Genomic DNA, 17,130 nt, shown 5'->3' on the forward strand with positions numbered 1-17,130 from the left:
CGACTATGGATACCCGTCACCCACCCGTTCGTTTCTCGCAGCGTCTGATCAGCTGGATTGTCTGCGGCCTGATGGTCTGGCAGCCGATGGCGCCTGCTGTCGCGGCGGCGCTCACGCCGGCCGGACAGGCCACGGTCGATCGGGCGGGGAACGGGGTGCCGGTCGTCAACATCGCCACGCCCAACGGGGCGGGTATCTCGCATAACCAGTTCGGTGAGTATAACGTCGGCAAAGAGGGGCTTATCCTCAACAACGGCACGGACCGTTTAACCCGGACCCAGCTGGGCGGGCTTATCCAGAACAACCCCAACCTGCAGGCCGGGCGGGAAGCGAAAGGCATTATCAACGAAGTCACGGGTGCCAGCCGCTCGCAGCTGCAGGGCTACACGGAAGTTGCCGGTAAAGCAGCAAACGTCATGGTGGCCAACCCGTACGGCATTACCTGTAACGGGTGCGGATTTATCAACACCCCGAACGTCACCCTGACCACGGGGAAACCGCAGTTCGACGCCAGCGGTAACCTGCAGGCGCTGGAGGTGACGAAAGGGGCCATCACGGTTGAAGGGCAGGGGCTGGATGCCAGTAAAAGCGACGCGCTGTCGATTATTGCGCGCGCGACGGAAGTGAACGCCGCGATACACGCGAACGACCTGACGGTGACGGCAGGGGCGAACCGCGTGGGCGCAGACGGCAGCGTCAGGCCGGTTGCCGGTGAGGGCGCCGCGCCCGTGGTGGCCGTGGATACCGGCGCGCTCGGCGGGATGTATGCGAACCGTATTCGCCTGGTCTCCAGCGAGACGGGCGTGGGGGTGAACCTCGGCAACCTCACCGCGCGCCAGGGCGACATTCAGCTGGACGCGGGCGGGAAACTGACGGTCACGAACAGCCTGGCCAGCGGCTCGATTACCGCGAATGGCGCGGGGGTGGCCCTCAGCGGCAGCCATCAGGCCGGTGGCGCGGTGAATGTAACCAGCTCGCAGGATGTGAAACTCAATAACAGCACGCTCGCCAGCCAGGGCGATATGCGCCTTTCCGCTGCGGGGAAAGTGCAGACGACGGGTGGCGGGACAAACAGCGCGGGCGCGCTGTCGGTGAGCAGCGGGCAGGGGATGACGCTCAGCAATACCTCCCTGGTTTCCCGCGGCGCTGCGACGCTGGACAGTAAAGACACCCTGACCGTCAACGGCGGCGGCGTGTCGGCACAGGGCGGGGCGCTGACCGTCACGAGCAAACAGGGAATGGCGCTTGCGGATGCGACGCTGACGGGTCAGGCCGACACCACGCTGTCCACCGGCGGCAGCCTGACGCAGCGCGGCGGCAGCGTCACCAGCAAAGGCGCGCTCAGCGTGGCGGCCGGGAAAGATATCACCCTGACGAATACCCGCAGCGGAAGCAATACCCGCGCGACGCTCAGCAGCGGCGGCACGCTGTCCTCCGCGGCCAGCGCGGTCTCGGCAGGAGAGAATCTGGCCCTGAGCGGCGGGCAAATAGTCCTGGACGGCCAGAGCCGGGCCGATGCCGCGGGCGATGTTCGCCTGACGGGCAGCGCCGTCAGTAACCAGGGGCAGGTGAATGCGGGGCGCGACATTGCGCTCTCCGGCGACAGGGTGTCCAGCAGCGGCCAGCTGGCGGCGAAAGGCCGCCTTGACGTGAACGCGGGAGAGCTGACGAACGGCGGCACGGCGCAGGGTAACGACGTCACCCTGAAGGGGCAGACGGTCACTAACAGCGGTACCCTGCAGAGCGCCGGCAACCTGGCGCTGAGCGCCGGTACCCTGGAGCAGCGGGGCACGCTCAGCGCGAAAGGCAACGCGAACGTCACGGCGCAGCAGACCCTGCGTAACAGCGGCAGCCTGCTGGCTGACGGGGCGATGCGCGTGACGGCAGACGCGCTTGAGCAGAACGGCACCCTGTCCGGCGCGACGGCGCTGACGGCGCAGGCCGGCACCCTGACCAGCGGTCAGGCGTCCCGCACCACCAGCCAGGGTAACGTACAGATTACCGCGACCCGCAGCGCCAGCCTGAACGGGCAGACGGACGCGGCGGGGGCATTAACCGTCAGCACCGGCGACCTGACCACCGGCCAGGATGCGCACCTGCAGAGCGGGCAGGGGCTTACCCTGCAGGCGAAGAATGCCTCGCTGAACGGCACGCAGGCGGCGAAAGGGGCTCTGTCGGTGACGGCGGGCACCCTTGCGCACGCCGGGAAATCCACCGGTAACGCGCTGAGTTTTAACGCGACCGGCGACCTGACCAGCGGCGGCGAGCTCACCGCCAGCGCCATCGCGCTCAGTGGACAGAACATCCTCCAGTCCGGCGTCGCAAAAGCGGACCGCATGACCCTGACGGCCCCCGGGCGCATCACCAGCAGCGGTACGCTGGTTGCCGGTACGCTGGCGCTGGACGGTGCCTCGGTGGAGAACGGCGGGCTGCTGCAGGGGACCACCCTGCTCGACCTGAAGACCGGGTCGCTCACGAACCTCGCCGGCGGGTCGGTCTACAGCGCGCAGGATTTAACGCTGAACGTTCCGGCGCTGGCCAACAGCGGGCTTATCACCACCGACGGCACGCTGCGCATTAAAGGCGACACGCTGACAAACCAGGGTGAAATCAACGGCGTCAGCCTGAGCAGCGACTACCTCAGCCTGACCAACAGCGGGCGCCTGCTGGCGGACGACCGGCTCACCCTGAACGGCACTGCATTTACTAACGCGGGCAATATTGCGGCCGGCGACCTGCACATCACGGCGGACAGCCTGCAGAACCAGGGCACCGTCGGGGGGGACGCGGCCCTGACGCTCGGCGTGGCAGACCTCACTAACCGGGGTGCGCTGCGCAGCGGCGGAACGCTCACGCTTAACGGTGAAACGCTGGCCAACAGCGGCGAGCTCAGCGCCACCGCGCTGCTGCTGAGCCTGACCCGCCAGGCCAGCAACGATGCCGACGGGCGGGTGATTGCCCGGGACGGCCTGACGCTGACTACCGCCAGCCTGACGAACGGCGGCCTGATGGCCGGTACCGACGCGCAGTTTAACAGCGCGTCGGTGACCAACGGCGGCACGCTGCAGGGGACCCGTTCCCTGACGGCGACCGGGGCACAGCTCAGCAACCTGCAGGCGGGCATGCTGCTCTCCGGCGGCGCGCTCGGCCTGCGCCACACTACTCTGACCAACGCCGGGCTGCTGCAGGGCAACACCCTGAACCTGGCCACCGGCGAGTGGATGAACACCGGCAACGCGCTGGGGGAAGCGGGCGTGACGGCGGCGGTGACCGGCACGCTGACCAACAGCGGCAAGGTGCTCAGCCAGCAGGCGCTGGACGTCCAGGCCGGCAGGACCGATAACCGGGGCCAGCTGCTGGCGAAAGTGCTGACCCTGCGGGGCGACCTGCAGAACAGCGGCCTGCTTCAGGGCAGCAGCACGCTGGCCTGGTCCGGGAACACCTTCACGAACCAGCCTCAGGGCCAGGTGACGGGCGGCGAGACCCTGACGCTCAGCGGACAAACGCTGAGCAACGCGGGCAGCCTGCAGGGGCGCCGCGCGACGCTTGACGCAGCAAGCCTGAATAACCAGGGCAGCGTTCAGGCGCTGGACGCCCTGACGCTTTCCGCGACCGGCAGGCTGGATAACACCGGCGCCCTGCTCAGCCAGAACCTGTTCACGCTGACGGCGGCGCAGCTGTTCAACGACGGCCAGCTGGCCGGGAAGGCGCTGACGGTGAACGCCGCGCAGCTGACCAACACCGGCATGCTGCAGGGCAACGACACGCTGGCGCTGACCACCCGCGCGCTGAGCAACGGCGCCACCGGGCAGCTGATTAGCGGCAGTTCGCTGGACCTGTCCCTCGACACGCTCGATAACGCCGGCCTGCTGCTGGTGAACGGTGGGTTTACCCTGCGGGGCAGCGACCTGACCAACCGGGGCGATATTCAGGCGCAGGACCTGGATTTGGGCCTGAGCAGTGCCCTGACCAGCACGGGGAACATCGTTGCCACCGGAGATGCCGCGCTTCACGCGACGACGCTGACCAGCAGCGGCACGGTGGCGGGCAAAACGCTGACAGCTGGCGCGACGGAGCTGTGCAACAGTGGCCTGATGCAGGGCAGCAGCGCGGTTAACGCCGCCGCTGACCGCTTTATCAACGAGCAGAACGGCAAATGGCTCTCCGGCGGCGGCTTCACGCTGACGGGCGGAGAGCTGACGAACGCCGGTACGCTGCAGGGCGCGACGCTGGGCATGACCGGCACCACCCTCACCAACAGCGGCACGGTGAACGGGCAGACGGGACTCAGCGGCACGCTCGGAGGGGCGTTAACCAATACCGGGCTGCTGCAGAGTGGCGGCACCACCGCCTTCACCGCGGACACCCTGGCGAACCCGGGGCGCATCACGGGCGGTACGCTCTCCCTCACCGCCCGCGATATGAACAACGGCGGGCTGATGCAGGGAACGAACGGCCTGGCGCTCACCGGCACCGCGCTGACCACGGGCGCGACCTCGCGCATCCTCTCCGGCGGCATGCTGACGCTGGATGCAGGCCAGCTGACCACCCAGGGCACGCTGCAGGGGAACGGCGCGGACATCCGCGCCACCGGCGACTGGACGCACGGCGGGTCCCTGCTCAGCCAGGGAGCGCTGACGGCCACGACCGGCGGCACGCTGACCTCAGCCGGCTCGCTGATGAGCCAGGGGCGGGCGGATATCACCGCACAGACGCTGGATAACCGCGGGCAGCTCCTCAGCGAGGGCGATGTGACGCTCGGCGGCAGCACCCTTAAAAACAGCGGCACCGTGCAGGGGAACACCCTCGCGCTGCATCAGAACAGCATTAACAACCAGGGCACGCTGACCGGCCTGCAGAGCCTGACCGTTCAGGGGGAGCAGCGGCTGATGGCGCGCATGGCGATGGCCGTGCCGCAGCAGGCGCTGATTAACGGCGCAGGCGGCAGGCTTCTCACTCAGGGCGCGCTGACCATTGCATCCGGCGCGGTGACCAACGCCGGGAGCTGGCAGGCGCAGAACATCCTGCTTAACGCGCAGTCGCTCAGCAACAGCGGCACGGTGCAGAGCGCCGACGGGCTGCAGATGACGCTGGCCGACACGCTCACCGGAACCGCGGGCAGTAAGATCACCGCGCTGGGTGCGGCCACGCTGCAGGCCGCCACGCTGGCGAACCAGGGGCAGTGGGCGGCGAAAAACCTGACGCTGACGGGCGGCACGCTCAGCAACAGCGGCGCCATCAGCGGCGTGAATGGCCTGACCCTCAGCCAGACCGGCGCGGTCAGCCAGCAGTCGACCGGCACCCTGCTCTCCGGCGGGGCGCTGAACGTCACGGCGGCCTCCGTCACCAGCGAGGGCAAAATGCAGGGGAGCACGCTCGGCATCACCACAGGGGCGCTCACCAACAACGGACGTCTGCAGGGCGATAACGGCGCGACGCTGGCCCTCAGCGGGACGCTGACCAACAGCAGCGGAGGCGAAATCGTCAGCCGCGATGCGCTGACGCTGACCACGCCCGCGCTGTTTAATTACGGCCTTATCCAGGGCGGCGGCGAGACGCGCGTGACCGCCTCCTCGCAGGCGCGTAACGACGGCAGGCTTCTTTCCGGCGCGCGCCTGACGCTCGGCACGCCGCAGTTCACCGGCACCGGCTGGCTGCAGGCCACCGACCTGATCCTGAATGCGGCAAACGCTACCAACGGCGGCACGTGGGTGGCCGATCGCGCCACCCTGACCGGCACCAATTTCGCCAGCCAGGGCACTACCCAGGCAGGACAGCTGACGGTTAACTACAGCCAGCTGAACAACAGCGGCACGCTGCTCGGCAACGCGCAGCTGAACATTAATGCCGACCAGGTAACCCAGAGCGCGGGCGGCAGGCTGCTGAGCGGCGGCAACCTGTGGCTGCAGAGCCGGGGGCTGGACCTGACCGGCCAGCTGGTCTCCCTGGGGGACTTAACGCTGCAGCTGACGAACGCGTTTACCAGCCGGACCGCCGTGGCGGCAGGCCGAACCCTGACCATCAGCAGCGGCGGCGACATCGATAACCGCAGCGTGCTGCAGGGGCAGGCGGTCAGCCTGAACGCGGGCGGGCAGCTCAGCAACAGCGGACAAATCACCACCGGCGGCGGCGCGAGCACGCTCTCCGGCAGCAGCGTGGCGCTGAACGCCGCGGGCTCGGTGCAGGGCGGCGGCGATATCACCGTGGCCAGCCGGAGCAATATTACCGTGGACGGCTTCACCGGCACGCGCGGCTCGCTGACCCTGAGCGCGCCGGGGTCCATCGTCAACACCGCGCTGCTGTACGCGGCGAATAACCTGGCGCTGTTTGCCGACAGCATCACCAACCAGCGCGGCGACATCATGGCGGGGAATAACCTGTGGATGCAGCGGGATGCGGCGGGGAACGCGAACAGCCAGGTGGTGAACACGTCGGGGAATATTGAGACGCAGAATGGGGATATTGCGATCAGAACGGGGCATTTGCTGAATACCCGTGATGGACTTTCGGTAAATAGCTGGACGGAGACTTCACAACTGGCTGAAAACGTCGGTGATGCAACGATTGAACTGCTTGTCCTGAGTCTCCCTTCAACGTCTTACAGAATCAGCAATACGAAAACCAAAGGATATCGCAACTGTACTTGTGCAATTGAGTACGATATTTACAGTTCATCTTTTGTTCCTACCGCAGAGAGCAGCCAAATGCGCTTTGCTGGCTCAGTGGTACATCTTGATGTAAGTGCGAGCGGTGGCGCGGGGCGCATCGCTTCCGGGCGCGATTTGGTTATCAATGCTGGTACTCTGGAAAATAAATCAAGTCAAATACTGAGTGAACGTAACGCATCTCTTTCAGGCTCGCAGCTGAACAATGAGAGCTATCAATCGGGAACAACGGGGACTTTTTATAATTATAAGTATCTCAGTTCTACTGGGGGTTCATCTTCGGAATCGGGATATCCTGGACCAAAAGCTAACTCGACCTTTATTTATGAGTTACAAGGTCTGACGACTGAATCTGTGGAGGGCGAAACCTTACGCGCCGTCATCCAGGCGGGCGGCAACGTCACCGCAAACTTCACCAGTAACATCAGCAACACCAGTACCACTGCGAACGCGGGCGGCGTCAGCAACGTCATCTCCACGCCGTCGCTGAACGCCCTCAGCAATCAGAGTGTCGGCAGCGGCGTGCAAAAACAGGGGCTGAACGCTACCGGCACCGTGGCGGTGAACTCGCCGCAGTGGAACGATCGGCTCCAGGGTGCGCTGCAGCAGCTTAACGGCGGCGGCGCGCTGGAAAACGGCGGCGCGTCCGGCACGCCTCTCAGCAACATTGCCACGACGCAGAAAGGCAACGCGAACCTCGGCCAGCTGGGCGCGCTGGCGAACGCCGGGGTCACCACCGCCGATCTCCGAACCGCTCAGGGCGGAGCCGTCGGGCATTATCAGGGCCAGCGCGTCGATACCAGCGCTTACCCGCTGCCGTCGGGCAACAACGGCTATTTTGTCTTCTCCGACAACCCGAAAAGCCCGTACCTGATCGGCATCAACCCGAAACTGAACGGTCTCGGACAGCTTGATCCCGCCCTGTTTGCCGACCTGAACGCAATGCTCGGGATCAAACCGTCGTCCACGGCGCCGCAGGAGACGCGGCTGGCGTTTACGGACGAGAAGCAATTCCTCGGCTCGTCCTACATGCTGGGCCGCCTCAACCTGAACCCGGACTACGATTACCGCTTCCTCGGCGATGCGGCGTTCGATACCCGCTACGTTTCCAACGTGGTGCTCAACCAGACCGGTAACCGTTACCTGAACGGCATCGGCTCCGATCTGGATCAGATGCGCTATCTGATGGACAACGCCGCGGCGGCGCAGCAGTCGCTGGGCCTGCAGTTTGGCGTCTCGCTGACCGCCGATCAGATTGCCGCGCTCGACCACAGCCTGCTGTGGTGGGAGAAAGCCACTATCAACGGCGAAACGGTGATGGTACCGAAACTCTACCTGTCGCCGAAGGACGTCACCGTCAACAACGGCAGCGTGATCGCGGGCAACAACGTCACCCTGAAGGGCGGCAGCATCACCAACGGCGGCAGCACGCTGCTGGCGCAAAACAGCCTGACGCTCGACAGCCAGAACAGCATCAGCAACCTCAGCAACGGCCTGATGAAAGCGGGCGGCGACCTGAACCTGAGCGCCATCGGCGATATCAATAACATCAGCTCCACCATCAGCGGCAAAACGGTCGCGCTGGAAAGCCTGGACGGCAGCATCAATAACCTGACCCAGGTTGAGCAGATTGATATCAACGCCGGCGGGAAGTACGGCAACATCGGCCTGAAAGACACCCTGCTGGGCAACACGGCGTCCATTACCGCACAGGATGGTCTGTCCCTTGAGGCGGGGAAAAACATCACCGTCACCGGCGCGAACCTGGCCTCCGGCGGCGATATGCTGCTGAACGCGTGGGGCGATATTGCCGTCAACGCGAATCAGATCAACGACGCATTCAGCTCAAGCCGGGCGAAAACCAGCCGTTCGTCCGTCACGTATCAGGGCAGTAACGTCACCGCGGGCGGTAACCTGCTGGTGAATGCCGGGCACAACCTTGACGTGACCGCCAGCGACCTGAAGGCGGGCGGCAGCGCGGGGCTGAGCGCGGGCAACGACCTGAACCTGAACGCAGAGCAAACCAGCGAAAGCAGCCGGAAAGGGAAAAGCGAGTCCCACAGCACCGGGCTTGACCGCACCACGATTTCCGCAGGCGATAACCTGGTCCTGAAGGCCGGACAGGATATCAACGCCCAGGCCGCCGCGCTGGCGGCGGAGAAAAGCGTCGGACTGCAGGCGGGTCGCGACGTGAATCTGGCTGCAGAAGAGACCACGCAGGGCGACAGCTATAGGTCAGGCAAGAAAACCGTCATCAACGAATCGGTGCGTCAGCAGGGAACCGAGATCGCCAGCGGGGCGAATACCCAAATCCTCGCCGGGCGCGATGTCACCACCGAAGCCGCGCAGGTGACGGCGAAGGGCGATATCGGCGTGGCGGCAGGCCGCGACGTCAATCTCAATACCGCAACCGAAAGCGACTATCACTACAAAGAGCAGACCAAAACCAAAAAAGGGTTCCTGAGCAAGAAAAGCACCCACACCATCGAGGAGAACAGCGCGACGCGTGAATCCGGCTCATTGCTGAGCGGCGACAACGTGCAGGTGGTTGCGGGCAATAACCTGTTAGTGTCAGGCTCCGCCGTCGCGGGCGATGGCGACGTGAAGCTGAAGGCGGGCAACAACGTCGATATCGTGGCGGCCACGAACAGCGATACCTCCTGGCGCTTTAAGGAAGAGAAAAAATCCGGCCTGATGGGCTCGGGCGGGATTGGCTTCACCATCGGCAGCAGCAAAAGCACGCACGATCTCCGTGAGAAGGGCACTACCCAGAGTCAGAGCTTCAGTACGGTGGGTTCGACGGGAGGTAACGTCGCGATTTCTGCCGGAAACCAGGCCCATATCGGCGGTGCGGATCTTATCGCCGGGAAGGATTTAAGCCTCAGCGGCGACAGCGTCATCATCGAGCCGGGGCACGACAAGCGCACCCGGGATGAAACCTTCGAGCAGAAGAAAAGCGGGCTCACCGTGGCGCTCTCCGGCACCGTCGGTAGCGCTATTAACAATGCCGTGAGCGCGGCGCAGGAGACCAAAGAGCAAAGTGATGGCCGTCTGAAAGCCCTTCAGGCCACCAAAACGGTGCTATCCGGCGTGCAGGCCGGGCAGGCAGCGGATATGGCGGCAACCACCGGCGATCCGAACGCAATGGGTGTGAGCCTCTCGCTGACGACCCAGAAGTCGAAATCACAGCAGCATGCTGAGAGTGATGCGGTGGCAGGCAGCACGCTGAACGCAGGCAACAATCTCTCCATCACCGCGAACGGTAAAAACAAAGGCGCGAACAGCGGCGACATCGTGATTGCGGGCAGCCAGCTGAAAGCCGGGGGCGACACCACGCTGGATGCGCAGAACGACATTCTGCTGTCCGGCGCGGCGAATACCCAAAAAACCAGCGGCAAGAACAGCAGCAGCGGTGGCGGTATTGGCGTGAGCATCGGTGCCGGAGGCAGCGGCGCGGGTATCAGCGTGTTTGCCAACGTCAACGCCGCGCACGGCAAGGATAAAGGCAACGGTACCGACTGGACCGAAACCACCATCGACAGCGGCAAAACCGTCACCCTTAAAAGCGGGCACGACACCGTGCTCAACGGGGCCCAGGTTAACGGCGATAAAATCGTGGCAGATGTTGGTCACGATCTGCTGATGCGCAGCCAGCAGGACAACAGCGACTACGACAGCAAGCAGACCAGCGTTGCGGCGGGGGGCAGCTTCACCTTCGGCACCATGTCCGGTTCAGGCTATATCAACGCCAGCCAGGACAAGATGAAGAGCCGCTTTGATTCGGTGGCCGAACAAACCGGGCTGTATGCCGGGGACGGCGGCTTCGACATCACCGTCGGGCATCACACCCAGCTTGATGGCGCGGTTATCGCCTCTACCGCCACGCCGGATAAAAACAGCCTCGACACCGGGACGCTGGGCTTCAGCGATATCCACAACGAAGCGGACTTTAAAACCTCGCACTCCGGTATCAGCCTGAGCGGCGGCGGCAGCTTCGGGGATAAATTCCAGGGCAACCTGCCGGGGGGCATGATTTCCGCTGCGGGTAATAAAGGCCATAAGGAAGGCACCACGCAGGCCGCCTTAGCAGAAGGCTCCCTCACCATCCGCGACAAGGCAAACCAGAAGCAGGACGTAGCCGATCTGAGTCGCGACACCGAACATGCCAACGACAGCATCAGCCCGATCTTCGACAAGGAGAAAGAGCAGAACCGCCTGAACGCAGTTGGAATGATCAGCGAAATTGGCAGCCAGGTGGCGGATATTGCCAGGACGCAGGGTGACCTGAACGGGCTGAAGGCGGCACAGAAAGAAACCGGCGCAACACTCCCCGCAAACGCGACAGAGAAACAGCGCCAGGATTATCTGGCGAAACTGCGAGATACCCAGGCATACAAAGCCGTGATGGTGACGTACGGAACCGGCAGCGCCATGCAGCGCGGCATCCAGGCGGCCACGGCAGCGCTGCAGGGACTGGCGGGCGGCAATATCGGAGGGGCGCTGGCGGGCGCGTCGGCACCGGAGCTGGCGAACATCATCGGCCATCATGCAGGCATTGATGACGATACGGCGGCAAAAGCGATTGCCCATGCCATCCTCGGCGGCGTAACCGCAGCCCTTCAGGGCAACAGTGCCGCAGCGGGCGCTGTGGGGGCCGCATCCGGTGAACTGATTGCGACAGCGATTGCCAAACAGTTCTATCCGGACACAGACCCGTCGAAACTGACGGAAGAGCAGAAGCAGACCGTGAGTATGCTGGCATCTGTTTCAGCGGGCATAGCAGGCGGGATTGCTGGAGGAAATACGGCTGGTGCGGCGGCTGGTGCCAGTGCCGGGAAGAACAGTGTTGAGAATAATTTCCTTGGTGCGATATCTTCGGACAAGCTTGATAAAGCTATTGAGAAAATAAAGCAGGGGGATAGATCGCTGGCGGCGGCTAATGACGTGATTAAACTGGAAAATGCTGATAAACGTAGTGATGCGCTAATGGATAAGTTTCGGCGCGATCCTTCTTCATTATCAGAATCTGAACGAACCGAATTAAGTACCTATGTTAGAGTCTATGCTGCTGAAATGCAGAACATTTATGGTGCAGATAGAGCTAAAGAGATGGTGCAGAATCTTTTTGCTTATCCTGGTTATGAACGTAATCCTGACAATGGAGTTTTGAATCAGGCCCAGAGCATTGTAAATACCTGGGGCTACCATGAGTCTAATGCCAGTATTGGTGATGCGCCTCTTATGTTTGGTAGTAGCGTGCTGGGAATTACAATAAGAGAAGGTATGGCTGTTAATGCTGCGATAGGAACAGCAGTGAATACTGGTTTTCAACTTAGTGGAAATGAACCATTCAGCTACGTTGATGCCATTATGGCGGGAGTGGCATCTGCCGCAACTACGGGGAAAGGCTGGAAAGTATCAGCGGCAATCAATATGGGGGGGGCTGCGATTGGCAGTGCGATTAAAGGGGAAGACCCGACTAACTCTGTGATAAGTACTGGATTTGGAAGTTTAGCTGGTAGTTTAGGAGGGAAAGTTGTTGATTCATTGTCTCCAGTAGCTGACCAAGTGACAAAGGATGTTATTGGTGCAGTTACAGGTTCTACTGCTTCTGAATTTACAGGGAAAGTGGTAAAAGATGAGTTAGACAAACGGGAGAAGAAGCAATGAGTGTCTTCAGTAAGGTTGGTATCTTTTGGCTACTTTTCTTAGTTGTGTACTGTACATTTTTAGTCACTATTGTTCTTTTCATATGCCAGTTCGGAGTGTCAACAATTTTTTATTTTAACGATGGTGAATTCCTTTTTTCATGGAAAAAGGCATTATATATCGCATTAATAAAAGGGAGTGTTACAGGATTAATATTAGGTGTAGGGATATGGTTAAAAAATAAATTGCATGAGTATCGCCGGAAAAATAGTCGCTGAGGATAGCTCACTGAGCGACTTGCTGGATGAAGTATCTCACTGCAAAACGGCCCGGCAGATGGCGCAAGAGCGTGTCGAAGCAGAAAACGAATGAGTTTTATAAGAAAAAATTGTGCCGTTTTATAGAAGCACACAGTGCGCTTGATTATCTCGCCACTGTTATCGGGATTATAACGTGTGCAGGTGATGTTGCTGGCAAACTAATTAAGGTGCAGGAAAACTCAACTACAAAAATTTAAGTGGATGACAATTAAAGTAGAAAAATGAACCGCTCACCTGCAATCGTCGTCGGATAGAATTGTTATCGAGGATAGTTAGCATGAGTAAGATGCGGAAAAACAGTCTCCGTATACCGACAAACTACCCCAGCCTCTCCACCTTCGTCTCCCCCTCCACCATCGACAGCTGATACAGCGAAAACGATCGCTGTTTCTCAATCAACTTCGCCAGCTCCGGCGAGTGGCTGGTGAGCCAGATCTGCGAGTAGCGGCTGGCCTCGGCGATTAAGCTCGCCAGGGCGGGCAGCATCTGCGGGTGCAGGCTGTTTTCCGGTTCGTTCAACGCGATAAACGCCGGTGGGCGCGGGCTTAGCAGCGCCACCGCCAGGCACAGAAAGCGCAGTGTGCCGTCGGAGAACTCCGCCGGTTCCAGCGGTCTGCTCAGCCCCTCCCGCTGCATCATCATGCGAAAACGTCCGCCAGTGTTGTCGCTGTAAAAAACGCAGCCGGGGAAGGCCTGATCGAGGATGCGCATCAGCAGCAGCTCGTCACCAATCTCGACGATGGTCTGAAACGCGGCCGCCAGGTTGGCGCCGTCGCTGGCCAGCACTGGGGAGCGGAAACCGACCTGCGGGGCGCGCATCGCCGAGCCGATTGATACAGAAAACTCATGATAAAAGCGCCAGTTACGCAGGGACTCCCGCATCTGCGACACTTCCGGGTAAAGGTGTGGTTCGCCGAGCTGTCCGAATACCGATTCGTTCTCGTACAGCGTGCCGCTGTGGGTCACCTTCTCGTGATGCACGTTGTTCAGAAACACCGCCTGGTTCTTACGCTTCATCAGCTGTGACGAAGGACGACGGTGCTGGCCGCTCAGCCAGATGGACTCCTCTTTGATCACCGGGTCGAGCTGAAACTGCGAGGGATAGGGCAGCTTCTCCACAAACCCGACCTGCAGCTCGTATTCGTAGGTCTCTGTTTCCACCGCGAGGTTCATCCGCCGCAGCTGGTCGCTGCGGGTTTTGCCTGCCCAGAACACCTTCAGAATGCCGCCCTCGTTCGCCAGCGCCTGGGAAAACTGCCCCTGAGCGGCGCTGTGCATTAGATGTATCGCCTTGTAGATATTGGATTTCCCGGTGCCGTTCGGGCCGAAGACGATGTTGAGCTGCTCCAGCTCCAGCGACATGTCGCGGATGGAGCGGTAGTTTTGAATGTGCAGGGTGTGGATCACAGGCAGGCCCCTTTCGCAGAATAAGCCTGTATATAATCACAGTCTTTGAGATGAAATGCAAAAAAGAGACGACAGTGAGGATGTCGTCTAAACGGGGTACTGCTTTGGGCCTCTATGGGTCAATGGGGCCTTCGCATTTTTTTCATCACTTGACTGCCAGACGCAGACCCAAATCATCAGGATAGGGATCAAAGTAGTTTTGCGTCATCAGATACCGGTCGGGGTATTCGGCCAGGTAGTGCTTCAGCAGCGTGATCGGGGCGAGGATTGGCAACTGTCCGTTGCGATAGTGCAGAATCACGTCGCGCAGCTCGCCGCGCTGGCGGGTGTTAAGCTGATTACGAAAATACCCCTGAATATGCATCAGCACGTTGGTGTGATTCTTCCGCGAGGCGGGTTTTTTCAGGATGGTCATCAGCTTTTCCCGGTACGCCACGAAGAAGGCGTCCAGGTCTTCCCACTCGTGCAGCGAGGCAACGAACGGGCCGATTTCACGGTAACCCGCCTGATGGTGCGCCAGCAGCTGGAGTTTGTAACGGCTGTGGAAGTCCAGCAGCGCGCGGCGCGTGAGGCCATTTTTACGCAGCGTGTTCAGTTCGTGCAGGGCAAAAACACGTTCGACGAAATTTTCCCGCAGCACCGGATCGTGCAGGCGTCCATCCTCTTCCACGGGCAGCCACGGCCAGGTTTCAAGGAGGGCAGCGGTGAACAGCCCGACCCCCTCCTTGCGGCCCCGGTTGCCGTTTTCATCGTACAGCCGCACGCGTTCCAGGCCGCAGCTTGGGGATTTTGCACAGACGATAAATCCCGACAGATCGCCGATTTTTGGCAGATAGTCCGCCGTAAAGTCGGCCATTTTCTGCGTGAGGTCATCATGAGGCGGCTTGCTAAAACGGAGCTGCGTTTCGCCGCTTTCCGTCAGCGTCAGGCGTATGGCCGGGCGAGGTGTCGGCAGGCCGATGGCCATCTCCGGGCAGACGGGCCTGAAATTCACCCACTGGGCCAGCTCATCCATGACGAAGCCCATACGCTTGTGTCCGCCGTCAAAGCGAACGGCGGATCCGGTCAAACATCCGCTAATACCCAGCACTGGTTTCGTCGTCATGGTGTGGTCCTCCCGTTCATATAATTAAAACTTACACAACATGACTAATTTGTCCAAGTATTCGCGGAACTATTTTTTTTATTCCTTTAGAATCAATGCGCCTTAGCTGCCCTTATAGGTCGAGTAACCATACTGGCTCAGCAGAAGCGGGATGTGCAGCTTCTCGTTGGTGCGTGTCACGGTAAATAGCACCGGGATCTCCGGGAAGAAGGTGTCCAGCTTTTTGCCGTGGAAGTACTCTGCGGTTTTGAAGGTCACTTTATACACGCCAGGCTGCATGTCCTGGTCCTGCGGATAGAGTGATTTGATGCGTCCGTCCTGGTCAGTTTTACCGCTGGCGATCGGGGTCCATTTGTCCTGCTGCTGCTTTTCCAGCGTTACGGTGACGCCCGGTGGAGGCGTGCCGGTTTGCTGGTCGAGGATGTGTACGCTCAGGGTGCCGGCCGGGGCGGCGCTAAAGGCGGCAGGGGTAAAGGCCATCGCGGCCAGCATCAGCAGAGGGGCAGTTTTTTTCATGGTGTTTTCCTGTGGAGTTATACGTCACAGGAAAACGTTAGCATCTGCGGCGCGGGAAAATATTCAACTTTTCGTGAAGATTCCCGCAGGAGAAAATTATCAGAGGATAATTACTTCAAGCGATACCTGCTGCTGCCACTGCTCCACCTGCTTTTTCCGCGCGGCGGTGAGCTTGCCGCTGGTGACCAGAAGCCATTTACGCTCCGGGAAAATTTCCGGTGCCAGCGCGTCAGGCGGAACCGGCAGGATGTCGATGCGGTGGCCCTGGCCGGTGCGCGTTAGGGCTTCGAGCCAGATCTCGCACGGGTCGTTCAGGTGCCAGCCGCTGAGCAGAATATTATCGCCCGGCGCTTTTTTATCGCCTTCGAGGCAAAACGAGGTGTAGGCCATGATGATGCCGTCGAGGATCGCGCGCAGGGTCATGGCGGCGGCGACGTTGGCCGAGACCTGGCTGCGCAGCGGGCGCAGCACGTTCGCGACCAGCTCTGGCCTTGGGTACTCGCGTCCGGCGTCGTAAATCATCTGGCGCAGAGACTCAACTTTGCCGTCCTGCAGGCGTTGCAGCATGTTCTGCTGCAGGGTTTGCCAGTTGTTGGTCCGCCCGGGCGTCGGGCGTTCCAGCAGCGGTTTGACCTGGCCGATCGGGACGCCTTTTTTTACCCAGTCGAGGATTTTGAGCGCCTGCTGGACGTCCTCATCGCTGTACTGGCGGTGGCCGCCTTCCGTGCGCTGTGGCTTGAGTAAACCGTAGCGACGCTGCCACGCCCGCAGGGTGGTGGCGGTGATGCCGCTGAGTCTGGCGAATTCGCCGATGGAGTAAGCCATGTCCGTGTCCAGAGTGGAGGAATACTCTCAATATACTACGAATTTTCCCGAACGGGATGAAGCGCCGAAACGGTGCACTACACTTAACATCCAACCGCGCAAATGAAAGGAATTCTCATGAAGCTATGGCCCGTTGTGACCGGTGTTGCGATTGCTTTGACGCTGGTCGCCTGTAAATCCCCCACGCCGCCGAAAGGCGTGCAGCCTATTACCAATTTCGAAGCCAGCCGCTATCTCGGCAAATGGTACGAAGTCGCCCGTCTGGAAAACCGCTTCGAACGCGGGCTGGAGCAGGTGACGGCGACCTACGGCGAGCGCAGCGACGGCGGCATCAGCGTGCTTAACCGGGGCTACGATCCGGTGAAGAACAAGTGGAATGAGAGCGAAGGCAAAGCGTACTTCACCGGCGAGCCGACCACGGCCGCGCTGAAGGTGTCGTTCTTCGGCCCGTTCTACGGTGGCTATAACGTGATCAGGCTGGACGATAAGTACCAGTACGCGCTGGTGAGCGGCCCGAACCGCGATTACCTGTGGATCCTGTCGCGCACGCCAACCATCCCGGATGCGGTGAAGCAGGATTACCTGAACACCGCGCGCAGTCTGGGCTTCCGGGTTGACCAGCTGGTGTGGGTGAAGCAGTAGC

Annotated in this window: 6 protein-coding genes; 2 read left to right on the forward strand and 4 right to left on the reverse strand. The window is 61.1% G+C overall.

Annotated features, from left to right (window positions below; all coding sequences use genetic code 11):
- The first annotated feature begins 5 nt into the window (after positions 1-5).
- Complete coding sequence (locus USH94_RS13400; protein ID WP_111964272.1) at positions 6-12,335, forward strand: hemagglutinin repeat-containing protein; 12,330 nt, start codon at positions 6-8, stop codon at positions 12,333-12,335.
- A gap of 617 nt (positions 12,336-12,952) precedes the next feature.
- Here USH94_RS13400 and USH94_RS13405 read toward each other — a convergent pair.
- The 4 genes from USH94_RS13405 to USH94_RS13420 form a co-directional block, all read right to left on the reverse strand.
- Positions 12,953-14,041, reverse strand: a complete 1,089-nt coding sequence (locus USH94_RS13405) for an AAA family ATPase (RefSeq protein WP_111964275.1) — start codon at positions 14,039-14,041, stop codon at positions 12,953-12,955.
- 145 nt (positions 14,042-14,186) lie between these two features.
- Complete coding sequence (locus USH94_RS13410; protein ID WP_111964276.1) at positions 14,187-15,146, reverse strand: YbgA family protein; 960 nt, start codon at positions 15,144-15,146, stop codon at positions 14,187-14,189.
- A 102-nt stretch (positions 15,147-15,248) separates the two neighbouring features.
- Positions 15,249-15,662, reverse strand: coding sequence for a hydroxyisourate hydrolase (uraH, locus tag USH94_RS13415; protein WP_111964277.1), 414 nt, complete (start codon positions 15,660-15,662; stop codon positions 15,249-15,251).
- Between the two features lie 99 nt (positions 15,663-15,761).
- Positions 15,762-16,487: a MerR family transcriptional regulator gene (locus USH94_RS13420; RefSeq protein WP_111964278.1), complete on the reverse strand. Its 726-nt coding sequence runs from the start codon at positions 16,485-16,487 to the stop codon at positions 15,762-15,764.
- 117 nt (positions 16,488-16,604) lie between these two features.
- Between USH94_RS13420 and USH94_RS13425 the strand changes: the two genes are divergently transcribed.
- Positions 16,605-17,129, forward strand: a complete 525-nt coding sequence (locus USH94_RS13425; protein WP_109845916.1) for a lipocalin family protein — start codon at positions 16,605-16,607, stop codon at positions 17,127-17,129.
- Position 17,130: the final 1 nt, after the last annotated feature.

The organism is Enterobacter sp. 148H3 (assembly GCF_034107425.1).
In the GTDB taxonomy this organism is placed as follows: Bacteria; Pseudomonadota; Gammaproteobacteria; order Enterobacterales; family Enterobacteriaceae; genus Enterobacter; species Enterobacter vonholyi.

Excerpts from the sequence above, each read along its gene's own strand:
- USH94_RS13410 (WP_111964276.1), bottom strand. The coding sequence starts at position 15,146 with ATGACGACGAAACCAGTGCTGGGTATTAGCGGATGTTTGACCGGATCC.
- USH94_RS13425 (WP_109845916.1), top strand. The coding sequence starts at position 16,605 with ATGAAGCTATGGCCCGTTGTGACCGGTGTTGCGATTGCTTTGACGCTG.
- USH94_RS13400 (WP_111964272.1), top strand. The coding sequence starts at position 6 with ATGGATACCCGTCACCCACCCGTTCGTTTCTCGCAGCGTCTGATCAGC.
- uraH (WP_111964277.1), bottom strand. The coding sequence starts at position 15,662 with ATGAAAAAAACTGCCCCTCTGCTGATGCTGGCCGCGATGGCCTTTACC.
- USH94_RS13420 (WP_111964278.1), bottom strand. The coding sequence starts at position 16,487 with ATGGCTTACTCCATCGGCGAATTCGCCAGACTCAGCGGCATCACCGCC.